Source organism: Streptomyces sp. NBC_01198, assembly GCF_036010485.1.
Classification (GTDB): Bacteria; Actinomycetota; Actinomycetes; order Streptomycetales; family Streptomycetaceae; genus Actinacidiphila.
On record NZ_CP108568.1, the window covers coordinates 3,757,531 to 3,783,045 of the forward strand.

General features: G+C 74.3%; 20 protein-coding genes. 14 read left to right on the forward strand and 6 right to left on the reverse strand.

The genetic code is table 11. The features are described from left to right. Positions 1-167: 167 nt before the first annotated feature. The gene (locus OG702_RS16875; RefSeq protein ID WP_327289709.1) at positions 168-1,424 is read left to right on the forward strand and encodes an MFS transporter; all 1,257 of its coding nucleotides are present in this window, start codon (positions 168-170) and stop codon (positions 1,422-1,424) included. Here the strand turns inward: OG702_RS16875 and OG702_RS16880 are convergent. Beyond that, positions 1,353-2,195, reverse strand: coding sequence for an AraC family transcriptional regulator (locus tag OG702_RS16880; RefSeq protein WP_327289710.1), 843 nt, complete (start codon positions 2,193-2,195; stop codon positions 1,353-1,355). The two genes, OG702_RS16875 and OG702_RS16880, sit on opposite strands and share 72 nt — an antisense overlap. A gap of 88 nt (positions 2,196-2,283) precedes the next feature. On the opposite strand from OG702_RS16880, the gene OG702_RS16885 reads away from it, so the two are divergent. The 6 genes from OG702_RS16885 (at position 2,284) to OG702_RS16910 (ending at position 12,161) form a co-directional block, all read left to right on the forward strand. Further along, positions 2,284-2,748 carry an NUDIX domain-containing protein gene (locus OG702_RS16885; protein ID WP_327289711.1) on the forward strand — a complete coding sequence of 155 codons (465 nt, stop codon included), beginning with the start codon at positions 2,284-2,286 and terminating at the stop codon, positions 2,746-2,748. Between the two features lie 203 nt (positions 2,749-2,951). Beyond that, positions 2,952-5,207, forward strand: coding sequence for an MMPL family transporter (locus tag OG702_RS16890; RefSeq protein WP_327289712.1), 2,256 nt, complete (start codon positions 2,952-2,954; stop codon positions 5,205-5,207). A gap of 250 nt (positions 5,208-5,457) precedes the next feature. Next, complete coding sequence (locus OG702_RS16895) at positions 5,458-8,046, forward strand: hypothetical protein (RefSeq protein ID WP_327289713.1); 2,589 nt, start codon at positions 5,458-5,460, stop codon at positions 8,044-8,046. Then, the gene (locus OG702_RS16900) at positions 8,043-10,568 is read left to right on the forward strand and encodes an aminotransferase class III-fold pyridoxal phosphate-dependent enzyme (RefSeq protein WP_327289714.1); all 2,526 of its coding nucleotides are present in this window, start codon (positions 8,043-8,045) and stop codon (positions 10,566-10,568) included. The genes OG702_RS16895 and OG702_RS16900 overlap by 4 nt, the downstream gene beginning before the upstream one ends. A gap of 46 nt (positions 10,569-10,614) precedes the next feature. Beyond that, positions 10,615-10,923, forward strand: a complete 309-nt coding sequence (locus OG702_RS16905; protein ID WP_327289715.1) for an acyl carrier protein — start codon at positions 10,615-10,617, stop codon at positions 10,921-10,923. Continuing rightward, the gene (locus OG702_RS16910) at positions 10,920-12,161 is read left to right on the forward strand and encodes a beta-ketoacyl-[acyl-carrier-protein] synthase family protein (RefSeq protein ID WP_327289716.1); all 1,242 of its coding nucleotides are present in this window, start codon (positions 10,920-10,922) and stop codon (positions 12,159-12,161) included. The genes OG702_RS16905 and OG702_RS16910 overlap by 4 nt, the downstream gene beginning before the upstream one ends. Before the next feature lie 48 nt (positions 12,162-12,209). Here OG702_RS16910 and OG702_RS16915 read toward each other — a convergent pair whose 3' ends face one another. From OG702_RS16915 to OG702_RS16935, 5 genes are all read right to left on the reverse strand, one after another. Beyond that, positions 12,210-14,510 carry a discoidin domain-containing protein gene (locus OG702_RS16915; RefSeq protein ID WP_327289717.1) on the reverse strand — a complete coding sequence of 767 codons (2,301 nt, stop codon included), beginning with the start codon at positions 14,508-14,510 and terminating at the stop codon, positions 12,210-12,212. A gap of 259 nt (positions 14,511-14,769) precedes the next feature. Next, positions 14,770-15,219 (reverse strand): amidase family protein, encoded by a 450-nt coding sequence (locus tag OG702_RS16920; protein ID WP_327289718.1) that lies wholly within the window; start codon positions 15,217-15,219, stop codon positions 14,770-14,772. Continuing rightward, complete coding sequence (locus tag OG702_RS16925) at positions 15,213-16,043, reverse strand: SDR family NAD(P)-dependent oxidoreductase (RefSeq protein ID WP_327289719.1); 831 nt, start codon at positions 16,041-16,043, stop codon at positions 15,213-15,215. Before OG702_RS16925 ends, OG702_RS16920 begins: the two co-directional genes overlap by 7 nt. A 138-nt stretch (positions 16,044-16,181) precedes the next feature. Continuing rightward, on the reverse strand, positions 16,182-16,691 hold the full coding sequence (locus OG702_RS16930) for a MarR family winged helix-turn-helix transcriptional regulator (RefSeq protein WP_327289720.1): 510 nt from the start codon (positions 16,689-16,691) through the stop codon (positions 16,182-16,184). Then, positions 16,688-17,638, reverse strand: a complete 951-nt coding sequence (locus OG702_RS16935) for a LysR family transcriptional regulator (protein ID WP_327289721.1) — start codon at positions 17,636-17,638, stop codon at positions 16,688-16,690. The genes OG702_RS16930 and OG702_RS16935 overlap by 4 nt, the downstream gene beginning before the upstream one ends. A 196-nt stretch (positions 17,639-17,834) precedes the next feature. Here OG702_RS16935 and OG702_RS35500 point away from each other — a divergent pair, with 196 nt between their 5' ends. From OG702_RS35500 to OG702_RS16965, 7 genes are all read left to right on the forward strand, one after another. After that, the gene (locus OG702_RS35500) at positions 17,835-17,906 is read left to right on the forward strand and encodes a putative leader peptide (RefSeq protein ID WP_442814716.1); all 72 of its coding nucleotides are present in this window, start codon (positions 17,835-17,837) and stop codon (positions 17,904-17,906) included. A 289-nt stretch (positions 17,907-18,195) separates the two neighbouring features. Continuing rightward, complete coding sequence (locus OG702_RS16940) at positions 18,196-19,437, forward strand: SfnB family sulfur acquisition oxidoreductase (protein ID WP_327289722.1); 1,242 nt, start codon at positions 18,196-18,198, stop codon at positions 19,435-19,437. Positions 19,438-19,507: 70 nt separating this feature from the next. Next, a complete protein-coding gene (locus OG702_RS16945) occupies positions 19,508-20,668 on the forward strand; it encodes an LLM class flavin-dependent oxidoreductase (RefSeq protein ID WP_327289723.1) in 1,161 nt (386 codons plus the stop codon). 227 nt (positions 20,669-20,895) lie between these two features. Beyond that, complete coding sequence (locus OG702_RS16950) at positions 20,896-21,855, forward strand: arsenic resistance protein (RefSeq protein ID WP_327293257.1); 960 nt, start codon at positions 20,896-20,898, stop codon at positions 21,853-21,855. 356 nt (positions 21,856-22,211) lie between these two features. Then, positions 22,212-23,300 carry a magnesium/cobalt transporter CorA gene (gene corA / locus OG702_RS16955; RefSeq protein WP_327293258.1) on the forward strand — a complete coding sequence of 363 codons (1,089 nt, stop codon included), beginning with the start codon at positions 22,212-22,214 and terminating at the stop codon, positions 23,298-23,300. Positions 23,301-23,438: 138 nt separating this feature from the next. After that, a complete protein-coding gene (locus OG702_RS16960) occupies positions 23,439-24,287 on the forward strand; it encodes a lysozyme (RefSeq protein ID WP_327289724.1) in 849 nt (282 codons plus the stop codon). A 73-nt stretch (positions 24,288-24,360) separates the two neighbouring features. Beyond that, positions 24,361-25,506, forward strand: coding sequence for a glycoside hydrolase family 3 N-terminal domain-containing protein (locus OG702_RS16965; RefSeq protein ID WP_327289725.1), 1,146 nt, complete (start codon positions 24,361-24,363; stop codon positions 25,504-25,506). Positions 25,507-25,515 lie beyond the last annotated feature (9 nt).

Sequence of the window (25,515 nt, forward strand, 5' to 3'; positions counted from 1 at the left end):
GTCGGCCGCCCCGCCCTGTGGCCTCTTGCCTCGGGGCGAGTCGCGAGTCGGGCCCCGCGCCCCGGTGCAGGTCGGGCCTCACGCCCCGGTGCAGGTCCGGCCTCGGAATCAAGGAGTGCGGCCGGACGGTCAAGCCGCGGCGGATCGTGCGCAGCAGACTGGGGCGCATGACCTCTGAGGGCTATGTGACCTGTCCCGAGTCCGCGGCGGCGCCCGGCAGTTCCGTCGCGGCCGGCTCCCCGGTGGAGGGTGCCTCTCCGGCGGAGGCGGCCTCCCCGGTGCGGGGCGCCGGGCCCGGCGCGGCCTCCTGGGCGCCCGTCGCCGCGCTCACCCTGGGGATCGCGGCCCTGGTGGGCAGCGAGTTCCTGCCGGCCAGCGTGCTGCCGGCGATGGCGTCCGACGTCGGAGTCAGCGAGGGGACCGCGGGCCTGGCCGTCGCGGCAACCGCGGTCGCGGGCGCCGTCACCGCGCCCACCATCGCCGTGCTGCTGCCGCGCGCCGACCGCAGGACCGTCCTGCTCGGCCTGCTCGCCGCCGCCGTGGTGTCCAACGTCGTGGTGGCGCTGACCCCGGACTTCCCGCTGCTGCTTGCGGGCCGGCTGCTGCTGGGCGTCGCCATCGCCGGCTTCTGGTCGTTCGCGCTCGGTGCGGGCACGCACGCGGCGCCGGGACGCGACCACGTCGTCTCGACGAGCCTGGCGCTGGGCGTCAGCGCGGCCACCATCATCGGCGTACCGCTGTCCTCCGTCCTCGGCGACGCGGTGGGCTGGCGGCCGGTGTTCTGGTCGGCGGCGGGCCTGAGCGTGCTGGCGGTGGCCGCGGTGGCGGCGACCCTGCCGCCGGTGCCGGCCCAACCCGGAGCAGGGCTCGGCATGCTCCGGCAGGCGCTGGCCAACCGCCGGCTGATGGCCGGGGTGGGCTGCATCGCGCTGGTGGCCTTCGGCAACTTCGCCGCCTACCCGTACATCCGCCTAGCGATCGAGCGCGTCACCGCCGGCAGCACGGTCTGGCTGCTGCTCGGCTGGGGCGTCGGCGGCCTCGCGGGCAACCTCGCGGCCGGCGCGCTCGCCCGCCGCCTGTGGGTCGCCGTGATCGCCGCGCCGGCCCTGCTGGCCGCAAGCCTGCTGGCGCTCGGGACGACCTCCGGGCTCCCGGCCGCGACCGCGGCGATCGTGCTCTGGGGCTTCGGCTTCAACATGGTGCCGGTCGCCACCCAGTTGTGGGTGACCCGCGCCGAGCCGGAGCGCGTCGAGTCGGCGCTCTCCTTGCAGGTGGGGGCCTTCCAGGTGGCCATCACTGCCGGGTCGGCGATCGGCGGGGCCGTGGTCGACGGCGGCGGGGTGCGCGGGGCGCTACTCCTCGGCGCCGTCGCCGCGCTGGCGGGCAGCGCCGGTTTCGCCGCACTGCGCGGCTCCCGGCCGTGAGCGCCACGCCTGCGGCGAGCTGCCGTGGTAGGCGGAGAACGCCCGGCTGAAGGCCGCGGCCGAGCCGTAGCCGACGGCGAAGGCGATCTGCTCGACCGGCCTGGCCGTCCCGGCGAGGAGGTCGCGGGCGTGCCGCATGCGCACCTCCCGCAGCACCTGGGCGGGGCTGCGGCCGAGCTCGCGGCGGAAGCGCTCGCCCAGCGACGAGCGGGACAGATGCGCCACCCGGGCCATGCTCTCCACCGTCCAGGGGCGCCCGGGATGCGCGTCGAGCACCGAGACCAGCGCGGTGAGCCGCGGGTCGGAGTCCTGCGGCGCGCTCCGGTCCAGGGTCCCCACCATCGCTGCCTGGATCAGCCCGCCGTAACTGGCGGCGAACAGCGGCGGCCCGTCCCTCGGGTCCAGCGGGCAGATCCGCACCAGCTCGGCGATGCCGCGGTTGCTCCCGGCGAAGTCCCGCACCACCAGCGGGCTCGGCAGCGGCGGGACCGCCCGCAGCGCGCCCACCGCGACCTCGGCGCCCGTCAGCGCGACCAGCCGGTAGGGGCTTCTGGCGTCCACGTGGAAGGCGTCCCCCGCCTGCAGCCCCTCGGCCCCCGCCGCGGTCTCCAGCCGCGCGTCACCGTCGAGGACCAGCGCCCAGATCGCCCCGTCCGCCTCGTCCAACCCCTCCCCGGGCGCCATCCGGCGGACCGTCACGGCCACCATGTCCCAGGCCGCCATCCCGCGCACGGCACTGCCGGGCGCGGCCACCCCCTCCGCCAGCGTCATGCACCGGCAAGCGCCCGGGCGGCGCACGCTATTCCGCGTCCCCGGGCGCCGCGGAGCCTCGTCGCCCTCCGGCGTGGAGACTTGCCTCATGGCTGACATCAGACGCAGCGCGGGCCTGCTCCTCTTCCGCCGCACCCCCGCCGGCCTTGAGGTGCTGCTCGGCCACATGGGCGGGCCGTTCTGGGCCCGCAAGGACGCGGGCGCGTGGACGGTGCCCAAGGGCGAGTACGAGGGCGACGAGGAACCCTGGGACGCGGCCCGCCGCGAATTCCGCGAGGAGCTGGGCCTCCCCGCCCCGGAGGGCACCCCGCTCCCGCTCGGCGAGGTGGTGCAGTCGGCCGGCAAGCGCGTGACGGTATGGGCGATCGAGGCCGACCTCGACCCGGCCGCCATGGTGCCCGGCACCTTCACCATGGAATGGCCCCGCGGCTCGGGCCGCACCACCGAATTCCCCGAACTGGACCGAGTGTCCTGGTTCACCCTCCCAGCAGCCCGCACCGCCCTGGTCCGCGCCCAGACAGCCTTCCTGGACCGCCTGACCGACACGGCGTGACACCCCGGCCACCGGCCGGCCGCGGGAGGCGGGGGGGCGTGGCGGGGGGTTTGGTTGTGGTGGGGGGTGGGCCGCTGGGACACAATCGGAGCGGCAACGGGGGCCCGACGGGCCGTGGTGGCGGCTGCACGGGCGGGTCCGGCGCCGCGTGCCGGGGCGCGTGGCCGGGAGGGCTCACGACACCACTCACGGGAGGATCACCCATGTCGGCAACAGCTCAGGTCCCGCCGGAGACGGGCAGCCGGTCGGCGCCGGCCGGCGGCAGGCTCGCCCGGCTGGCGCGCTTACTGGTCGGCCGGCGGCGGGTCACGCTGCTGCTGGTCGCGCTGGTCGCGGGCGCGGCGGCGGTTGCCGGCGGGGGTGTGGAGGGGATGCTGTCCAGCGGCGGGTACACCCCGCAGTCCGCCGAGTCCGTCTCCGCGGACCGGCTGCTGGCGCAGCGCTTCCACGCCGGCGCCCCGGACCTGATCCTGGTCGCCGAGACCGCGGCGGGGGTGACGGCGCCGGACGCGGAGCAGGCGGGCAAGGCCCTCACCGGGCAGGCGGCGCGGGCCCGGGGCGTCGTCTACGCCCGGTCGTTCTGGTCCACCGGGGATCCCACCCTGCGCTCCCGGGACGGCCGTACGGCGCTGGTCCTGGTGAAGCTGGCCGGCGACGAGGACGCCGCCTTCCACCGGGCGCACGACCTGGCGCCCGTCCTGCGCGGTGCGCACGGGCCGCTCGACGTGAGGGTCACCGGGCTCTCGCAGGTCAACTCCGAGGCCGACGACCAGAGTTCCGCCGACCTGACCCGGGCCGAGGTGCTGGCGGCGCCGCTCACCCTGCTGATCCTGCTGGCCGCCTTCGGCTCGCTGCTCGCGGCGTTGCTGCCGGTGCTGGTCGGCGTCGTGGCGGTCGCCGTCACGTACGCGATGCTGGCCGGGCTGGCCCAGGTCACCTCGGTGTCCGTCTTCGCGCTGAACATCACCACCGCGCTCGGCTTCGGACTCGCCGTCGACTACAGCCTGTTCATCATCAGCCGTTACCGCGAGGAGCTGGCCGCGGGCCGGGACGTGACGGAGGCGGTCGCGGCGGCGCTGCGGACCGCCGGGCGTACGGTGCTGTTCTCAGCGCTGACGGTGGCGCTGTCGCTGGCGGCGCTGCTGGTCTTCCCGCTGTACTTCCTGCGGTCGCTCGCCTACGCGGGCGTGCTGGTCGTGGTCCTGGCCGCGGCGGCCTCGCTGCTGGTGCTGCCGCCGATGCTGGCCGTCATCGGCCTCCGCATCGACCGGTGGGACCTGTTCGCGCCGCTGCGCCGCCGGCTCCCCGGCGCCCGGCGGCCCGAGCAGGGGGTGTGGCACCGCCTGGCGATGGTGGTGATGCGCCGCCCGGTGGCCGTCGGCGGCGTGGTGGCCGTGCTGCTGGTCGCCCTGGCGCTGCCCTTCCTGCAGGCCAGGTTCGCGCTGATGGACGACCGGGTGCTGCCCAGGCACAGCGACGCCCAGGTCGCCGCCGACGTGCTGCGCGACCAGTTCCAGCAGGCGCAGACCTCGCCCGACGTCGTCGTGCTGCCGGAGCTGGACGCGGCCGCGCAGGGCACGGCGCTGGCCGGGTACGCGCGGCGGCTGTCCCAGGTGCCGCACACCGTACGGGTGGACTCCGCCGCCGGCGGCTTCAGCGCCGGCCGGCAGGTGGCGCCCGCGGGGACGGCGAATCCGGCGCCGGCGGGCGGCAAGGGGACCTGGCTGTCGGTGCTCTCCGACGTCGACCCGTCCTCGGCCGCGGGCGAACGGCACGCCCGCGCGGTCCGCGCGGTGCCCGCGCCGGCTCCCGGCCCGGCCCTGGTGGGGGGCGCCGCGGCGAGCCAGGTGGACACCAAGGACGTGCTGGCCGGCCGGCTGCCGTGGGCGGGCGGCGTGATCGCCGCCAGCATGCTGGTCCTGCTCTTCCTCTTCTCCGGCAGCGTGGTCATCCCGGTCAAGCAGCTCGTGCTGAACGTGCTGAGCCTGACGGCGTCCTTCGGCGCGATGGTCTACGTGTTCCAGGACGGCCATCTCAAGTGGCTCGTTGGCGACTTCGTGAGCACCGGCAGGCTGGAGGTCACCGTGCCCATCCTGATGTTCTGCGTCGCCTTCGGCCTGTCCATGGACTACAGCGTCTTCCTGCTGTCGCGCATCCGGGAGGAGTACCTGGCCACCGGCGACACCACCCGGGCCGTCGCCTTCGGCCTCGAACGCACCGGCCGGCTGATCACCGCCGCGGCCCTGGTCGTCGCCACGGTGCTGGGCGCGCTCGCCACCTCGCAGCTGAGCATCCTCAAACTGCTGGGCGCCGGGCTGGCGTTGGCGGTGATCGTGGACGCCACGCTCGTACGGGGGCTGCTGGTGCCGGCGTTGATGCGGTTGCTCGGGCGCTTCAACTGGTGGGCCCCGGGCCCGCTTCGCCGGCTGCACCGCAGGTTCGGGCTCACCGACTCCTGATTCCCCGGCGGCGGGTGCGGCCTTACGCCCGCCCGCCGCCGGCGGCCGCACCCGTACGGCGGCCGTCCCGTACGGCGGCCGTCCCGTACGACCCCTTACCGACCCGTACCTGCCTGTACGCGCAGGTCCGGAGGATCGTCCAGAGAACGTACAGAACCTCTGCAGTGCGCCCGGAACATACTGCGCCCTTGGACATCGAAGTCCGGGGGTGTCGATGAGCCGACGGGAACAGGCGCAGGAGGAGCTCGTCTTGAGCACGGATAATGACGCGGCTGGCCGGGCCGCACCGTTCCTGGTGGCGGCGGTGGGGAAGCGTCCGCTGTTCCACCGGACCGTGCGGGCGGCGCTGCGGGACCTGGCCGGGGACTCCGGCCGCCGGCTGGAGGAGGACGCAGGAGAGGCGGCGGGGGCCGGCTGCCCGGCCGCGCCGGCCGAACCCGCCTACGCGCAAGTCCTCGGCCGCTCCCGCCGCTTCCTGGACGCCGTCCTGCCCGACGCCGGATTCCGGCTCGTCCGGGCCGACTCGCTCGCGGACCTCGGCCACACGCTGCTGCGGAAGCCCGCGGGCCCCGGCGGGACGCCGGTGCTCGCGCTGGTGCTGATCGACGCGGCGGCGGCCGGCATCAGCGCGGCGCCGCTGGACCGCGAACTCGAAGCGGAACTGGAGCAGTTGCGCGCCGACCTGACCGGTGCGGCGGCCTTCGAGCCGTCCGGCAGCTCGGTGGTGGTCTACGAGGCGGACGTACCCGACACCGTGCACGTCGCCTCGCCCTTCACCCACCGTGTGCTGCCCGAGCAGGCCTGGGTGCTGGCCGGCGACGTCGTGTGCTGCCTCACCGACATCCTCCAGCTCCGGCAGGGCGCGGGCGCGTTGCGCGCGGCCGCCCGGACGGCGACCTCGGCGCTGGCCGCGGCGCTGGCCGGCTTCCTCCACGGCGAGGCGGGCGGCGCCTGGGGGCTGCACTACTACACCGGGTCGGCGGTCAGCGGGCTGATCTCCGACCTGGAGGAACTGGTCGCCGCACCCGGCAACCCGGTGCTGCGCGGCCCCAGCGAACACAGCCTGGCCTGCGGCGCCCTGGCCCGCTGGCAGGTGGACGGCGCCCCCTCGCTGATCGTGGCGACCAGCGGCATGGTGGACGAGTTCCGCGGCACGCTGGCCAACCTCCGCGAGGCCCGGGCCCGCGGCTTCATCGTCTGCGCCGACTCCCCGCGGAACGCCTGGTATCCCTTCCAGGGCACCGTTCATGCCGCCGAGGACTCCCGCGAGGTGCTGCGCGCCCGGCGGATGCCCTGCTTCTACCTGGACGACCCGGAGCGCCTGGACCAGGACCTGGCGGCCGCGTTCACGGCGTACGCGCGGGACAGCGGCCCGGTGGTGTTGCTGGCCACCCCCGAAGTGCTGCGGGTGCCGGCCGCGGTCGGGGCGGCGTCGGTGCCGCGGCCGGCCGCGAGGCCCAGGGCGGTGGTCACCGAGGACGCGCTCGCGCCCGTCATGGACATCGTCAACAACGGCCCGGCGCACGTGCTGTGGCAGTGCGGGGCCGTCGACGCGGAGCAGCGCGGCCTGATGTACGACGTCGCCGCCACCGCCGGTCTCGCGCTGGCCGACTCCCTGACCCGGCCCGGTACGGTCGCCGGCCACCACGAGGGCCGGCGGGTCGAGGAGTACCTCGGCACGCTGGGCATGTACGGCTACTCCGCCCGCGTGCACGACTTCCTCCACGAGGGCGGCCGGCTGCGCGGCCGCGACCGGCAGGCGCTGTTCTTCCTCAACAGCCGGATCGCGGAGGCCGCGACGCCCTTCGCCGCCCGCACGCTGAACCGGATGCTGCGGATCGTGCAGGTGACCCGGGAGGCCGGGCACCTGGCCCCCTTCGCCGACCACCCGGTGCACGCCGACGGCGAAGGCTTCCTGCGCGAGGTGCGGCGCCGGCTTGCGGTGCCCGAGCGCCTGCGGGCCGAGCGACGCGCCGCCATCGCGCGTACCGCGGAAAGCCCGTCGGACGTGGTGCACCTGCTGCCCGTCACGCCGATGAGCGCCAACTACTTCTTCCACCGCCTGGCGGCCGTGCTCGACGACCTGATCACCCGGCACGGCTACACCTACACCGGCGTCTACGACGTGGGCCGCGGCGGCCTGTCCGCGGTCCGCAACCTGCCGCGTACCGGGCCCGGCTTCTCCGGCTGGTACGGCAGGGCCCTGATGGGCGACGCCTTGCAGGCGGTGCCCGCGCTGGCGCTGACCCGGGAGGACAACGTGCTGGCCTTCGTCGGCGACGGCGCGGCCGCGCTGGTCCCTGACATGGTGCCCACGCTGGTGGAGCACATCTGCCTGGACGGGCGACGGGCGGCCGGGAACGTCAGCGTCTTCCGGCTGATCGACGGCGGCCACTCCGTCATCCGCACCTACCGGGAGGGCCGGGCGGGCGCCGCCTCGGCCCGCCAGACCCGGATCCTGCACGTGCTGGACGACGAGCGGGAGCAGTCCTTCGGCCCGGTGACCGTCCACCGCCGCCGGCTGACCGGCGTGGACCCCGAGGCGCTGCGCGACCAGCTGACCCGGCCCGCGACGGTCAACCTCTACTCCGTGCTGCTCGCGCACAACAACGAGGGCGACGGCCTGAGCCTGCTGTCCTCGCTGGGCTGGCAGCGCGACCACCTCTCGGATCTGGCACTCGCGATGGGCGGCACCCCCCGGCAGGCCGCGCGGCAGACCCCGGCGCAGACCCCGACGCAGAGCGCTCAGCAGACATCGCGGCAGACCGCCCAGCAGACAACCCGCCAACCGTCCCCGCCGCCTTCCCGGCAGGCACCCCGCACTGGGAGCACACGGTGAAATTCGGATTCCTGGCCCACCCGACCAGTCCCGGCCACCGCAACCAGGTCCGCGGCATGGACCTGGTCAGCCGGCTGCTCGAAGACCAGCGCGGCACCGTACGCGAGGACGCCCACCGCCACCACGTACGGCTGCCGCTGCTGTCCTCGGTCACGTCGGCGACGGGCGCGTACTGCACCGGCGACGTCCGCTACCTGCCGTACACGGCGGGGGAGTTGCTGCGGCTGCCGGGCACCGCCAAGGACGTGGTCGCCGCCGAGGTGCTGGCGCTGCGCGAGGCCGGCGCGGACATCGTCGGGCTCGGCGGTGCCACGTCCATCGTCGGCGACCGCGGGCTGTGGACGGCCGAGCACACCAACACCCCCGTCACCAGCGGCAATTCGCTGACCACCTACGCCGCCCACCACGCGGTGCTGCACTGCGTGCGGCTGCTCGACCTGCCGGTGGAGAGCACCCGGATCGTGGTCGTCGGCTACCCGGGCTCGATCGGCCTTGCCATGACCCGGCTGCTGCTCGACGACGGCTTCCCGCTGGACCTGGTGGCCCGGCGCGGCAACCGCTCGCCGGACGCGCTGCTGCGGCACCTCGGTCCGGCGCAGCGCGAACGGGTCGCGCTGCACGACGACATCGGCGACTGCTACGACGGGCCGCGCCTGTACGTGACCGCCTCGTCCACCGGCGGCGTGGTGGACACCGCCCGGCTGCACCCGGGTTCGATCGTCGTGGACGTGGCGCTGCCGCGTGACGTGCCCGCCGCACCGCGGTCCGGGCACGACGTGCTGGTCATCGACGGCGGCCTGGTCACGGCGGCGGACGAGGTCAGGTTCGGCGACGGATCCGTGCCGGGGCCCAGCCAGCAGCTCAACGGCTGCCTCGCCGAGACGATGGTGCTCGCCCTGGAGGGGCGTGCCGCGTCCTGCTCGCTCGGCCGCGACCTCGACATCGGCATGGTCCGCACGATCGGCGAACTCGCCGGCCGGCACGGCTTCCGCCCCACGCCGCTCGCCGCCTTCGGACGGCCGCTCGCGGACGCCGACATCGCCCGGCTGGCCGTGCACCACACCGCCTCCCGCGCCGCCCCGGCGACCGCCGCCGACCTCACCGCGGCCACCAGGTGGCGCTTCGCTGCGCACGTCAACCCGCCGATGGCCAAGCTGTTCGCCGCGCACCACATGGACCGCGTCTTCACCCGGGCGCGCGGCTGCACGCTGACCACCGCCGACGGCGTTCCCTACCTCGACTTCGTGGCCGGCTACGGCTGCCTCAACCTCGGGCACAACCACCCGGCGGTGACGCGGGCGTTGCGCAGCTTCATGGACGACGGGGAGCCCACCTTCGTGCAGTACGTCTCCATGCCCGCCCGGACAGCCGAACTCGCCGAGCGCCTGTGCGCCGTCGCGCCGCCAGGTCTCGACCGGGCCTTCTTCAGCAACTCCGGCGCCGAGGCGGTGGAAGCCGCGCTCAAGCTGGCCCGTGCGGGCACCGGCCGCCGCCGCCTCGTCTACACCCGCAACAGCTACCACGGCAAAACGCTCGGCGCCCTGTCGGTCACCGGCCGCGACGCGCACCGCGCCGCCTTCGGCCCGCTGCTGCCCGACTGCGTCGAGGTCCCCTACGGTGACGCCGGCGCGCTGGCGGCCGTGATCGACGGGGCCGCCGCCTTCGTCGTCGAGCCGGTGCAGGGCGAGGGCGGAGTCGTCCTGCCGCCGCCGGGCTACCTGAAGGCGGCCCAGGAACTGTGCCGCCGGGCCGGTGCCGCGTTCGTCCTGGACGAGATCCAGACCGGACTCGGCCGTACGGGCGCGATGTTCGCCGCCGAGCACGACGGCCTGGAGCCGGATGTGCTGTGCCTGGCCAAATCGCTGTCCGGCGGCATGGTGCCGATCGCCGTCACGCTGTCGCGGGCCGAGCTGTGGGACGTCGCCTACGGCAGCAGCAACCGCGCGATGCTGCACTCCTCCACCTTCGGCGGCGGCAACTTCGCCGCCGCCGCGGGCCTGGCCACCCTCGACGCGCTGGAGGCGGAGAAACTCCCGGCCCGCGCGGCCGAGTTGGGCGCCCACCTGCGTGCCGGGCTGCAGGGCCTCGCCGACCGCTACGACTTCATCCGGGAGGTGCGCGGCATCGGGCTGATGAACGCCGTCGAATTCGACGGCGACTTCGCCGGCGCCGCCCGCTCGCTGGCCGACGAACTGCTCACCAGGCTGCCCGGCGATCTGCACGCGCTTGCCGACTGGATGCCCGACGACGTACGCGACGCGATCCGGCACGCCGGCGGCGCTCTGGAGTCCACCCTGGGCGACCTGATGTGCCTGCGCTTCGTGCACGCCCTCGCCCGGGACCACCGGATCCTCACCTTCGTCACCGCCAACCACGGCCGGACGCTGCGGATCCAGCCCCCGCTGGTCCTGGACCGCGACGAGGCCGACCGGTTCGTCGCCGCCGCCGACGCCGTCTGCCGCGACCTCGGCCTGCACGCGGGTCTCGAAGCCCGCCGGTCCCCGGCCTCCGCCCACCGCTGAGGACCCGACCGGTCCCGGCCACCACCCACCCGTGAGGACTTGACCTGTGACAACGAACGCCACCTCCGCGGACCTGCTGCGCAGCCGGATCGCCGACGTGCTCGTGGACCGCCTCGGGCTGCTCCCCGAGGAGGTCGTGCCCGGCGCGCGCTTCCGCGAGGACCTCGGGATGGACTCGCTCGACATGGTGGAACTGCTCACCGTCGTCGAGGAGGAGCTCGGCGGGCCGCTGGACTCGCCCGAGGACACCCTGGCCTCGCTGGACACCATCGGCGACGTCGTCGACTTCCTGCTGGAGCGCGGCGTCGACCCCGGCGCCGGTGCCACGGCCGGCTCCCGGGAGGTCCGGGCGTGAACGGATCATCCCGGGTGGTGGTCACCGGGCTCGGGCCGGTGACCACGATCGGCGTCGGCGCGCGGGACTTCCACCAGGCCCAGATCAAGGGTGTCAGCGGCATCGGCCCCATCACCCGTTTCGACGCCGCCGGCCTGTCCTCGCGGATCGCCGGCGAGGTGGAGCTGCCCGACGCGCTGACGCCGAACCGCCGCGAGGCGCTGGCCGCCGACCGCTGCACCCATCTGGCCCGCGCCGCCGCCACGCTCGCGCTGGCCGACAGCGGCCTGGACCTGGCGGCGGAGGTGCCCAGCCGGTGCGGGGTGGCCGTCGGGACCGGCGCCGGCGGCCTGGACACCTGGCTGGCCAACACCCGTACGCTCATCGAGTCCGGCCCCGGCCGGCTCGGCGCCCGCTTCATCCCGATGGCGATGGGCAACGCGCCCGCCGCCAGGATCGCCGTCGACCTCGGTCTGACCGGCCCGTGCACCTCGGTGGTCACCGCGTGCGCGTCCGGCGCGGAAGCGCTGGTCGCCGCCTACCAGATGATCGTGTGCGGCGAGGCCGACGTCGTGGTGGCCGGCGGCACGGAGGCGGCGGTCAACCCGCTGACCGTCGCCGGGTTCGCCCGGATGGGGGCGCTGTCCCGCCGCAACGAGGCGCCGGCGCTGGCGAGCCGGCCCTTCGCCGCCGACCGGGACGGCTTCGTCCTCGCCGAGGGCGCCGCCGTCCTCGTCCTGGAGTCGGCCGGGCACGCCGCCCGGCGCGGCGCCACGGTGCTTGCCGAACTGCGCGGCTACGGGCGCTCCTGCGACGCCCACCACATCACCGCGCCGCACCCCGAGGGCGCCGGTGCGCGGCAGGCCATCACCAGCGCCCTCGCGGCGGCCCGGCTCGGCCCGGAGGACGTGTCCTACGTCAACGCCCATGGCACCGGCACCCAGTTCAACGACGCCTCCGAGGCGCTGGCTCTGCACGGCGCCCTGGGAAGGGCGGCCGCCACCGTGCCGGTGTCCGCCACCAAGTCGATGACCGGGCACGCGCTCGGCGCGTCGGGCGCGATCGAGGCGGTGGCGAGCGTCCAGGCCCTGGTCCACCAGGTGGTGCCGCCCACCGTGAACCTGGACGACCCCGATCCGGCCGTCGGCCTCGACGTCGTCGCCGCCGACCCCCGCGAACTGCCGCTCACCGCGGTGCTCTCCAACTCCTTCGCCTTCGGCGGCCACAACGTCGTCCTCGCCTTCACCACCTGGGCCTGAGGTCCCGGAACCCCGCGGGGTCCCGGGACCGCGGCTCACCGGCCGCCGCTACGGCGAGGTCCAGGTGTAGGTCGCCGGTCCGACGAGGGTGGTCCAGCTGGACGCGTCCGTCGAGCCCTGCACGGACAGGGTCTGGGTACGGGTCGGCCAGCCGGGTGGCAGCGCGATGGCCAGGGAGCTGAGCGCGTTCGCCGCGCCGAGGTCGACGGTCAGCGTGGAGGGCCAGGCACCGACCTTGCTCTGCCAGTAGGTGGCGGCGTTCCCGTCCACCGCGTTCGCGGCGGGGAGCCCGCCGGTCTCGCTGCTCGCGGTGACCGGGGCGTGCAGGGCCAGGTTGCGGCCAGTGGCGTCGTAGACGGCGAACTCGCCGGCCTGCGCGCCGGTCTGGGCGCTGTTGGCAGTGAAGTTGAGCCGGACGTAGCGGTCCCGCGCGCCCGCCGGCAGCGTGACGGCGACGTTCTCCCCGACCGGTCCCGCGGTGTCCTCGCTGAACGCCACGTTCGCCGGGGCGGCCTCGCCGATGAACTCGCCCGCAGCTCCGTCGCCGAGCACGCCGACGTCCAGGGTGCAGGCCTCAAGCAGCGTGGCGTTCTTCACGCCGTCCTTCTGGCAGAGCGCGAGTGCCTTGTCGTGCACGGCCTTCGGCAGCTGGTCGGCCCAGAGGGGCGTGGTCGGGTCGGAGTTCTTCGTCTGCTCGCCGCAGACCGCGACCAGCGACTGGCCCGCGGGGACCCGCCAGCTGTCGCCGTAGACCTGGTAGAGCGTCTGCAGGTCGACCGGGATGGGGATGACCGTGCCCGTGCTCGTCCTGAGCTGGTTGGTGGTGCCCGGCGCGTCGGCCAGCAGCCCGCTCACCGGCTGCGGATACGTGCCGAGGCCGACGTGGACGTCCACGTAACCGGGGTTGACCGTGGCCGTCATGTTGTCGCCCTGCGGGTTGGTCACCGCGTACTGGTTGCCCACCCTGGTGATCCGGTCCCCCGAGGCGAGGTCGATCGTCCCGCCGGAGGCCAGCGCCGTGGCGCTGCCGTCGACCACCAGGCCGCGGGAGGCGCACACCGCAACGGTGTCGGCGCCCATCTGCGTGGCGACCCCGCTGTTGACGGCGGCGCCCGGCCAGCCGAGCGAGTCGCCGGGGATCTGGTTCGACTGCACCGTCATGGCCGAGGACCGGGCGAGCGTGAAGGTGCCGTCCGCCTGGAAGTCGTAGTAGGTGCCGCCGAAGGTCTGCAGGTGCGTGTCGCCGGTGCCCTGCGCGGAGGCGCATGACGGCGGCGTCGTCAGGATGTTGCTCTGGATGCTCTGCAGCGAGGGTGACGCCCCGGTGGCGTAGGTGGGCGAGTTGACGAGGTTCAGGTTGTTGGTCTCGCCGGTGAAGCCCTCGAGCAGGCAGGCAGGCGCGTTCGTCGTGCCGTTGTGGGTGACGGTCTTGACGGTGATCGTGGAGCCGGCGTTGAAGATCGCTCCGGAGCCGCCGCCGTCACCGCCGATCATGAACTCCACCGCGTTCCACGCCGCGGACAGGCCCAGGGTGCTGTCGGCGGTCGAGGCGCTGACGCTGCCGCCGCCGGTCGTCATGATCACGGTGTCCGTCGAGCCGGTCACGTTTCCGGACAGGCTGAGGCCGGCGAGATTGCTGATCGGCTGCGAAGTGACGGCGACCGCCGGGCCGTTCGTGTAGCAGTCGCTGCCGTACGACCACCAGCCGGCCGGGCAGCCGGTGTAGTAGTTCAGGATCCAGAACTGGATGAAGGCCGCGCCTGCACCGGAGCCCGGGTTGGAGTAGATGAACTGCTCCCAGCCGTGGCAGCCGGCGTGCCCGGCGCAGATCGGGCTGGTGAAGGGCGCGCTGTTCAGCTGCAGGGAGTAGGAGTTCGGGACGCCGCCGCCGGTCTCGCTCGTCACGCCGGAGACGGTCGGGAACGAGCCGGTCGCCCCGCTGAGCACGCCGGACACCCCGGCGGAGTAGTCGATGCCGTTGCCGACGAGGTCCGGCGTCAGCCCCGGGGCCGGGTGCGCACCGGCGGGGGCGACGACCGGCAGGTGCGGACCGGCCGCGTTCGCGCCGGGCTTGGGCGCGTAGGGCCGGGCCGGCGCGGCACCGCAGCCGGTGCTCCGCCAGGCCAGCGCCGGATAGGACGCGGTGTAGCAGCCCTTGGCGGGGGTGGCCAGCCGCGTGATGGCGCTGTGCCACTGCGCCGAGCTCAGCGGCGAGGGAGTGGCGGAGCCGGCGGCCGTGCTGGTGGGGATCAGCACGATCGCCACCAGCGTGGCGACCACGGTGGCCAGGGCGCCGAGAACTCGGCGGAGCTGTCCGGAGGTTCTGGCGGTAGGACTGTCTGGAGGCATGTCCGGTCTTCACCTTCTCGCGAGTTGTGCCCACGGGCACCGCGGGCGAGCGCGGCGGCGAGGTGTGCGGCAGAGCGGTGCCGGACGACGGGTCTCCATTCCCCCGGGTGCACACGGTCCGGCGCGGAGAGTGGCTTCGCCGGGCTGCGTCCCGTCCTGGACTCGGTGCCGTGGGGTACGTGCTACGCATCGTAAGGAGGCGATCACGACTCGTAAATGTCATGTACAGAGAAAACTACGATTGGCGACAAACCATCGGTCATCGGGTACGCGGGAGCCCGGCGGCCACCAAAGGGGCTGGTGGGATCAGCGGACCGCGGTGTCGAAGAGGCTCGGGTTGATCGCGGTCGATGCGGTCCTTGCTGTCCTCCAGGTCCTGCGCCCGGTCGGCGAGGTACTTCGCGGTGTCGGCGCTGCCGGGGCTCAGGTCCATGGCCTGCGAGGCGGTGGCGAGGACCTGCCCGAACTTCAGCGCCCGCCCGCTGTTTGCGGCGTTGTAGGCGATGACGTCGGCGAGCGTCCTGGCCGGCACGATCCCGGTGCGGCTGACCAGGCCGACCGTCGGCTTGACGCCGACGTCGGAGTTGGCGGCGGGGCTCAGGATCGAGCCCGAGGTCTCGGTGCCGATGGCCACCGCCGCCAGGCCGGCCGAGGCCGCGGCGGCGTTTCCCGCAAGGGCGGCCGTGTTGCGTGCCCGGCGGTTCAGCATCTCGCCTCCGCAAGGAGCTTCGTCGTGGCCTCGTGCAGGCGCGCCGCCTCGTGGCGGGTGAACGGACGGGGTTCCAGGGGGACTTGGATGCCCTCGTGGACGGCGGTGAGGCGGGCGGTGGTCGGGCGGTCGAGGTAGGGGAGGATCTGGGAGACGCTCTGCTCCGCCGATTTGCCGATCACCTTCAGATACTCCACCCGCGCCGCGGTGACCGGATCGTACTCGCCGGCGAAGGTCGTGGCCACCACGCCCGGGTGGTTGAGCAGGTATCTGATCCCGGTCTCCCGGTGGAGGTCGACGAAGCTGAGCCCCAGCAGGTCGTTGAGGGTGGCGGCGTGCGCCATCGCGCCGGTTCCGCTGTAGTCGCGCTCCAGTTGCAGATCGTCCCAGCGCACCGGGCCCGCCTGGCCGGCGCCGCCGAAGTTGAGCACCACCGGGCGCCCGGCACGGCTCAGCGGGCCGACCAGACCGTGGCTGAGCAGGAAGCGGCTCAGGTAGAACAGGGCGAAGTTGCTCTCGAACCCCTCCGGGGTGACCAGCCGGGTCGAGCGGTGGTAGCGCGCGGCGAGCACCAGGACGTCCACCACGGGGAACCGGCCGGCGATCGTGGCGGCGAGCCGTTCGGTGCCGGCCACCTCGCTCAGGTCCGCCGCGAGGAAATGGGCGCGGTCGCCGGCGCCGGCGTCCTTCGCGTAGCCGAGGAAGTCCCGCCCGTTGCGGGGGCTGCTGCCGATGGCCAGGACGTCGTATCCGCGGCACAGGTAGGTCTCGGCGAGCGCCCTGCCGATACCGGCCGTTCCACCGGTGATCACTGCCGTAGCCATCGCGGAGCCTCCTGAGGTCCCGGGGGATCCGCGCGGTGCAGGGTCTGCGGGCGCCGGCGTTTCACCCGACATTACTTTGAACTATCAAAGCATCGGCGCGCGGGCACGTGCAAGCCGCTCCCCCAGGGGGCCGCCGGGTCAGCCGCCGGTCCTGCGCGCGTCGCCCAGCATGTGCTGCTGCACCAGCAGCAGGACGCGGGCCGCCTGTTCCAGCTCGGCGGCGGGCAGCTGCGCGAAGACCTCGCCGAGCAGCTCGCGGCGCGCGGCCCGCACCCTGGCCATCACCACGCGGCCCTCGGCGGTGATCGAGACCAGCGTCACCCGTCCGTCGCTGCCGTCCGGCAGCCCCTCGACGAGCCGCTCCTGCCGCAGGCGGCGCAGCTGGATCGAGACGGTCGAGACGTCGACGTGCAGGCACTCGGCGACGTCCGAGACGCGCATGGGCGCGACGAGGTCGAAGTGCTCCAGCAGCCGGAGCTCGCTGGACGCCAGGTCGCAGCCGGACCGACGGGCCACCGCGAGGCGGATGTGGTTGCTCTCGCTCCACCGCACCAGCGCGGAGACGCCGGCTTCGAAGCGGGCCACCGGCGTCCGGTCGGGCGGCTCGCCGCCCGAGGTTCCCGCAGGTGGCGCACCGGGTCGGCTCACGACGCCACGCCTGCGGCGCCGGGATCCCCGGCCGCGGGGACGGGCGGGGGCCGGTGGGCGGCGGCCTCGGCCACGAAGAGCTGGTGCAGGTCGTGGGCCGCCCGCGGCACCGGGCCGGACAGCCGTCGCTGCACCACCATCAGCACCTCGGTGGCGTCGCCGGCCAGCGGCCGGTACGTCAGCGCGCCGCTGCGCTCCAGCGGGTCGCCGATCACGCTGAAGTCCGGCAGCACCGTGGCGCCCAGCCCCTCGGCAACCATCAGCTTGCCCATCTCGGCGCCGTCGGTGGAGTAGGAGAAGGTCGGGGTCCGCCCGGCCAGCAGCCGGTGCAGGTAGCGGTGCATGACGTAGCCGGCCCGCATCACCACCAGCGGTTCGGTCAGCAGGTCCTCGACGCCGACGGTGCGCAGCGCGGCCAGCGCGCTGTCCGGGCGCAGGCACACCACCGCCCGGCCGCGCAGCAGTTCGGTGGTGTGGAACTCCGGCGGCAGGTCGTCGCCCTTGAGGTAGTTGACCAGCCCGAGGTCGAACCGGCCCTCGAGCAGCGCCCGGTGGATCTCGGCCTCCTGCGCGGCGACCACCTCGACCTGGGTGGCGGGGTGGGCGGCGCGGAAGGCGCGGATCGCCGGCACCAGCAGCGGCACCGTGGCCGCGTTGACCGTGCCGAGCCGTACCGTACGGCTGGTCCGGTGCTGGTGGTCGGCGGCCTGCCGGAGCCGGTCCACCGCGTCCAGGACGCCGATGATGTGCGGCAGCAACTCGCGCCCGCCGTCGCTGATCTTCGCCCCGGAGCGGCGGCGGTCCAGCAGGTCCACGCCGAGCTCACGTTCCAGGTTGCGCACCGTCTCGCTCAACGCGGGCTGGGACAGGTGCAGTTCGTCGGCCGCGCGGCGGAGCGAGCCGAGCCGGGTGACCGCCTCGATGTACTCGAGCTGCTCGATCCGCATCGCAGTGTCACCAATCCGGCACGGTGCGGCACCATGTCGGCCGCAGGTGGAAGGGAAACCCTATCAACCGTTCGCCAATGCCGTCTCGACCGGCGGCCGCACCCGCGCCTACTGTGGCGGTCGGGCGAAAGCCCGCGTCACCCGGCGTGCCCGGACCTGCCCGGCCCGCGACGCGCAGAGCGAGAAGGTGATCGATATGCCCGGCATCCTGACCCGGCGGCGTCACATCGACCTCGCACGCGTCGCCAGCGCCTTCTGTTGCCGCTGAGCGCCGCTCGCGGGCGCTGACGCCCCCGCTGCTTCCCGACCCCCGGACGGCTCCACGGACCGGCCGCCTCCCGGCCGCGCCCCGCCTCCCCGCGACCCGCGCGGCACCGGTTCCGCAGGCCGGAAGGACCCCGCGCGGGAGCCGCCGGCAGTTCTCCGCGGCGGCTGCCGGACCGGCACCCGGCAGTCGGGGGCGGCGGACGCCGACATCCGAGCGGGCAGCCGCCGGACCGCCCGCGCCAGGACGGCACCAGGTTCCCCGCCCCGCCTCGACTCCCAGGAGACTCCTCGTGACCGCTCCCCCCCGGCCCTCGACCGACCGCCCGTCCCCGCCCCCGCCCGGGCCGGCGCACGTGATCGCCGACGACGCGGAAGCGCTCGCGGCCGCCGCCGCGTTCGCGGCCGAGTTCCGGTCCGGCGCCGCGGAACGCGATGCCGGACGCCGGCTGCCGCGGGCCGAGCTCGACCGGCTCAGCGCGGCCGGGCTGCTGGCGGTCACCGTGCCGGCCGCGCACGGCGGCGCCGACGTCAGCCTGGTCACCCTCGCCGAGATCTTCCGGCTGCTGGCCACCGCGGACGGCAGCCTCGCCCAGATCCCGCAGAGCCACTTCGCGTACGTCAACGTGCTGCGCGCCCAGGGCACCCCCGGGCAGCAGGACTTCTTCTTCCGGGAGCTGCTGGCGGGCAAGCGTTTCGGCAACGCACAGTCCGAGGCCGGCACCAAGCACGTGCAGGACTTCCGCACCCGGCTGGAACCGGCCGAGGACGGCGCCGGTTGGGTGCTGACCGGGGTCAAGCACTACGCCACCGGCGCGCTGTTCGCCGACTGGATCCCGGTACTCGCGCGGGCCGGGGACGAGGGCGCGCTGCACGTCGCCTACGTGGCGGCCGACGCTCCCGGCGTCACCGTGGTGGACGACTGGGAGGGAATGGGCCAGCGCACCACGGCCAGCGGAACCGTGCGGCTGGAGGGCGTCATCGTGCCCGCGGACCGGGTGGTGCCGCACCACCTGACCTTCACCGGCCCCCAACTGCACGGAGCCGTGGCCCAGTTGCTGCACGCGGCCATCGACGCGGGCATCGCGGGCGGCGCGCTGGCCGAGGCGGTGGAGTTCGTCCGCACCAAGAGCCGTCCGTGGTTCGAGAGCGGCTTCGACACCGCGGCCGAGGACCCGCTGCTGATCCAGCGGGTCGGCGAACTCGCCGTGCAGGTGCGGGCCGCTGACGCGCTGCTGGTCGCGGCCGCCCGTGCGGCGGACGCCGCCCGGGCCGACCTGACCGACGACAGCGCCGCCGAGGCGTCCATCGCGGTGGCGGCGGCCAAGGCCTTCGCCGCGACCGCCGCCGTCGAGGTGTCCGGCGCGCTCTTCGAGCTGGCCGGCACGCGCTCGGCGGCCGGCTCGCTCAACCTCGACCGCTACTGGCGGGACGCGCGCACCCACACCCTGCACGACCCCGCGCGCTGGAAAGTGCAGCACATCGGCCGCTACGTGCTGAACGGCACCCGGCCGCCGCGGCACGGCCTGCTGTAGCCCGCGGGCCCTGCCGGCCGCCACAGCCCCCGGCCGCATCCGACGCGGCACACCCGAACGGAGAGCTCCCGTGTCCCTGACCTTCCACTGGTTCCTGCCCACCTACGGTGACAGCCGCCATGTCGTCGGCGGCGGCCACGGCACCCCGGCGGGCGCCGCGGGCGGCGACCGGCCCGCGACGCTCGGCTACCTCACCCAGATCGGCCGCGCGGCCGAGGACATGGGCTTCGTCGGCGCGCTGACCCCGACCGGGGCGTGGTGCGAGGACGCCTGGCTGACCACCGCCATGCTCGCCCAGACCACCGAGCGGCTGAAGTTCCTGGTCGCCTTCCGCCCCGGCTCCGTCTCGCCGACGCTCGGCGCGCACATGGCCGCGACCTTCCAGCGGCACTCCGGCGGACGGCTGCTGCTCAACGTCGTCACCGGCGGCGAGAGCCACGAGCAGCGCGCCTACGGCGACTTCCTCGACAAGGACGCCCGCTACGCCCGCACCGGCGAGTTCCTGCAGATCGTGCGGGAGCTGTGGGCGGGCGGGACGGTCGATCTGGCCGGCGAGCACCTGCGGGTGGAGGGCGCCCGGCTCAGCCGGCTGCCGGACCCGGTGCCCGAGGTGTACTTCGGCGGTTCCTCGCCGGCTGCCGGGGCGGTCGCGGCCCGCTACAGCGATGTGTACCTCACCTGGGGCGAGCCGCCGGCCGCGGTCGCGAGGAAGATCGAGTGGATCCGCGCGCTGGCGGACGAGGAGGGGCGCCGGCTCCGGTTCGGCATCCGGCTGCACGTCATCTCGCGCGACACCCGCGAGCAGGCGTGGGCCGAGGCCGAACGGCTGCTCGCCGGTTTCGACCCGGCCGCCGTCGCCGCCATCCAGGCGGGCCTGGCCCGCAGCGAGTCCGAGGGCCAGCGGCGGATGCTGGCGCTGCACGGCGGCAGCACCGCCGACCTGGAGATCGCGCCGAACCTGTGGGCCGGTATCGGCCTGGTCCGGGGCGGCGCGGGCACCGCGCTGGTCGGCAGCCACGCCGAGGTGGCCGACCGGATCGCCGAATACCACGCGCTGGGCCTGGACGAGTTCGTCCTGTCCGGCTACCCGCACCTGGAGGAGGCGTACTGGTTCGGTGAGGGCGTCCTGCCGCTGCTGCGCGCCCGCGGGCTGTGGACGCACCCCCTCGACGCGACCCCCGGCGCCCGGGACACCGCCCCGGCCGAGGTCCCCTTCGCGGGCCGCACCTGAGCGGCCGCCCCGGGCCGCCGCGGAACGCGGGGGCGGCCGCGCCTCCCTGGTGGCGGTTCCCCGCGCCCGCGGGCGTGGACGTGCCCCCCGGTGCCGCCCGCGTCGTCCGCCGGGGCCGCCACCAGGGAGGATGGCGGGGGGACGCCCCCACCGACCGCGGCGGGGCGCCCGCGCGACGAGGAGTCACCGGGGTGTCGGAGGAGGGGCCGCAGGGCCTGGCCTGGCGGATGGAGCGGCACCAGGTCGCGGTCTACCTTGCGGCGATGGCCGTCGGCGGCCTGCTCGGCCGGGCCGCCCCCGGCGCCGGGCCCGGCCTGGAGCACGCCGTCAACCCGGTACTCGGCGCGCTGCTCTTCGTCACGTTCCTGCAGGTGCCCGCCGCCGATCTGCTGCGCGCGGCCCGCGGGGGCCGCTTCCTGGGCGCGGCCCTGACCGTGAACTTCGCGGTCGTGCCGCTGCTGGTCGCCGCGATGTTCAGCTTCCTGCCCGGCAACCAGGCCGTACGCCTCGGGGTGCTGCTGGTCCTGCTGTGCCCATGCGTCGACTACGTGATCGTCTTCAGCGGCCTGGCCGGCGCCGACAACCGCCGGCTGCTCGCCCTCACCCCGGTCCTGCTGGTCGCGCAGACGCTGCTGCTGCCGCTCTTCCTCTACGCCTTCCTCGGCTCCGGGCTGTCCGGCGTCGTGCACGCCGGGCCGTTCCTGCGGGCGTTCCTGTTCCTGATCGTGCTGCCGCTCGCCCTGGCCTGGGCGGTCCAGGCGTGGGCACGGCGCCGGCCGGCCGGGCGGAGGGCCGCAGGGGCCGCGACCTCCGCCATGGTCCCGCTGATGGCCGCCACCTTGCTGACGGTCGTCGCCTCCCAGATCCCCCGGCTCGGCGGCCATCTCGGTGACGTCGGCGCCGTCGTCCCCGTCTACGTGATCTTCCTGCTGGTCATGGCCTTCGCGGGCCGGTCGGTGGCCCGGCTGTTCCGGCTGGGCGTCCCGGCCTCCCGCGCGGTGGTCTTCTCCGGCGCCACCCGCAACTCCCTGGTCGTCCTGCCGCTGGCGCTCGCCCTGCCCGACGACCTCGCGGCCGCCGCCCTCGTGGTGGTCACCCAGACCCTGGTGGAGGTCCTGGGCATGGTCGTCTACGTCCGGGCCGTCCCTCGCCTCGTCCCCGCCGCGGGAACCGCCTCCGCGCCCTGAGTGGCCGCCCGGCATCCGCCGCCGGCCGGGCGACAATGGTGTGGCCGCAAAAGCGGCGAAACCGCCCGAGCGGGGCGCGTCACCCGGCCGCGTCACCCGGGACGTGGCCAGGTGGCGCCACCCGGCCGCGTCACCCGACCGCGTCACACGACCGCATAAGCCGGCCCAGAAAGGAGAGTGGTCCCACCATGCGCAAGTACGCGCCGTACCTGATCACCGGAGCGATCGTCGCCTGGATCGCCACCCTCGTCCTGCTGATCGCCTTCGGACCGGACCACGGCGCCGGTGCTCCCTGATCCGGCCCCCCGACCTCGGCATACTGGCGACGCCACCTTGAGGAGGATTCCGTCGTGCCCCTGATCCGCAATCTCCGGGCCGCGGCCCGCCGGGTCCAGCGGAGGCCGCGCAGGGTGGACCTGAGCCACCCCGGCCGTTCCCCGCTGGGCAGCGCCGTGGTCAACTGCGTCGTCTACCGCGACGGGGTGCGCCAGCTGGACGACTGCACGCCGGCTGAGGCCGTGCGGAAGGTACGCCGGTCCGGCGGCTTCGTGTGGATGGGCCTGCACGAGCCGACGCAGCAGGAGTTCACCGGCGTCACCGAGCTGTTCGGGCTCCACCCGCTGGCCGTGGAGGACTCGATCCACGCCCACCAGCGGCCCAAGTTCGAGCGCTACGACGACATGCTCTTCACCGTCCTGAAGACCGTCGCCTACGTCCCCCACGACCGCCTGACCACGACCAGCCAGATCGTGAACACCGGCGAGATCATGGTCTTCACCGGCGCGAACTTCGTCATCACCGTCCGGCACGGCGGGCACGGCTCGCTCGGCCACCTGCGCGAGGAGCTGGAACGCAGCCCCGAGCACCTGGCGAAGGGCCCCTCGGCGGTGCTGCACTCCATCGTCGACCACGTCGTCGACCAGTACCTCGACGTGGCGGACGCCGTGCAGGACGACATCGACGCGGTCGAGTCCGAGGTCTTCTCGCCCCTCGGCGGACGCGGCGCCGACGTCGGCCGCATCTACCAGCTCAAGCGCGAGCTGCTGGAGCTCAAGCGGGCCGTGACCCCGCTCAGCCGGCCGCTGCAGCTGCTCACGGAGCGGCCGTACGACCTCATCGACCCGGGGATCCACAAATACTTCCGGGACGTGGAGGACCACCTGTCCAAGGCCAACGAGCAGATCAACTCCTACGACGACCTGCTCAACTCGATCCTCCAGGCCAACATCGCGCAGGTGACCGTCGCCCAGAACGAGGACATGCGCAAGATCACCGCATGGGCCGCCATCATCGCCGTGCCCACCTTGATCTGCGGCATCTACGGCATGAACTTCGACCACATGCCCGAGCTGCACTGGACGTACGGCTATCCGATCGTCCTGTCCGCCATGGCCACCGCCTGCATCGCCATCCACCGCGGCTTCCGCCGCAACGGCTGGCTCTGACCCCTTTCCGGCCACCCCCGCGCACCGCGCGTAGAACTTCCTTTCATGCGCCTTGTGCGAGACGAAAGTTTCCTTCACTCTTGGCGTGGGCGACGCGCCCGTCCCACTCGAATCACGCTTCACATCCGGAGGTTCCCCATGTTAATTTGGCATGCTCTTGCCAAGAAGCGTGTTCTCGCCACCTGCGCGGCGCTGGCCTGCGCCGCGCTGGGCGCTACGGCGGTCCCGGCCGCCGCGGCCGACCCCGGCGCCACCACGCCCGCGAACCACATCACCCACCCCGAACTGGACTGGGCCGGTTCGCAGACGGCCCTGCACGAGCCGGCGACCGGCGGGCACCTGACCGTCACCCCCAACGTCGCGGGGACGCCGGGGCTGGACGTCAGCGGCTACCAGGGCAACGTCAACTGGTCGTCGGTCGCGGCGAACGGCGGCCGCTTCGCCTACGTCAAGGCCTCCGAGTCCACCTCGTACGTGAACCCCTACTTCGCCCAGCAGTACAACGGGTCCTACAACGCGGGCCTCATCCGCGGGGCCTACCACTTCGCCACACCCGACACCTCCTCGGGCGCCGCCCAGGCCGACTACTTCCTCGCGCACGGCGGCGGCTGGTCCAAGGACGGCAAGACGCTGCCCGGCATGCTCGACATCGAGTGGAACCCGTACGGCGCGACCTGCTACGGCCTGTCCGCGTCCTCGATGGTCAAGTGGATCCTCGCGTTCAGCAACGAGTACCACGCCAAAACCACCCGCTGGGTGACCATCTACACCGCGACGTCCTGGTGGAGCCAGTGCACCGGCAACGCCGGTGACTTCTCGTCCACCAACCCGCTGGCGCTGGCCAACTACAACGGCAGCCCGGGCACCATGCCCTACCACTGGCCGGTCCAGACGATCTGGCAGTTCGCCGACAGCGGCGTCTTCCCCGGCGACCAGGACGCCTTCAACGGCGACTTCAGCCGGGTCCAGGCACTCGCCAACGGCTGATCCGCCCGCGCCCGGCCGGTTCCGGCCGGGCGCCCGCCCCGGCACCATCCGCCGGACTCCCAGGAGGCACGCCATGGCCGGCCCCGGTCATCCCCTCTCCCGCCGCAGCGTCCTGGCGGCCGGCGCCGGAGTCGCCGCGGCGGGCCCGCTCGGCGGCCGGCGCCGCTCCGGCGGCCCGGCCGCGGCGCCGGCCGCGGTCGCCAGGCCCGCCGCGCTGGCCCCGCAGCAGCAGGCCGGGCAGCGGGTCGTCTTCTCCTACTCCGGGACGACGGTCCCGCAGAGCCTGCTCGACCAGATCAGGGCGGGCCAGGCGGCCGGCGTCATCTTCTTCGGCGGCAACATCAGCAGCCTCGCCCAGATCACCTCGGCCGTGGGGCTGATCCGGCAGGCGAACGCCGGCAGCCCGTCCCCCGCGCCACTGCTCCTGATGACCGACCAGGAGGGCGGGCAGATACGGCGGCTGCCCGGCGCGCCGGTCCAGTCCGCCAAGCAGATCGGCGCCTCCGCCGACCCGGCCGGCGGCGCCGCGGACGCGGGCACCGGCGCGGGCAACCTGCTGCGCAGCGTGGGGATGAACGTCAACCTGGCGCCGGTGCTCGACGTCTACCGCACGGCCGGGGACTTCGACGACCAGTACCAGCGCTCCTACAGCACCGACCCGGAGCTTGTCGCCCGCTGCGGCGGTGCGTTCATCACCGCCCAGCGGGCCACCGGCGTCGCGGCCGCCGCCAAGCACTTCCCGGGCCTCGGGGCCGCGACCGCCGCGCAGAACACCGACCTGCGGCCGGTCACCCTGACGCAGTCGCTGTCCCAGCTGCGGCACCTCGACGAGGTCCCCTACGTCACCGCGCTCACCGCCGGGGCCGACCTGGTGATGGTGTCCTGGGCGATCTACTCCCAGCTGGACGCCGCGCACCCGGCCGGGCTGTCCCCGACGGTGGTCCAGAGCGAGCTGCGCGACCGGTTCACCTTCACCGGCGTGACCGTCACCGACGCGATCGGGGCGGGCGCGCTGAGCGCCTTCGGCACCCCCGCCCAGAACGCGGTCACCGCCGCGGCGGCCGGCATGGACCTCATCCTCGACGCCTCGGGCGACGTCGCCCACGGCCAGGCGATCGTCTCCGCGCTCGCCGCCGCCCTCCAGAACGGCACCCTGCCAGGACCGGCCTTCACCGCCGCCCTGACCAGGATCGGCGCGCTGCGCACCCGCCTCTTCTGACGGCGGGGC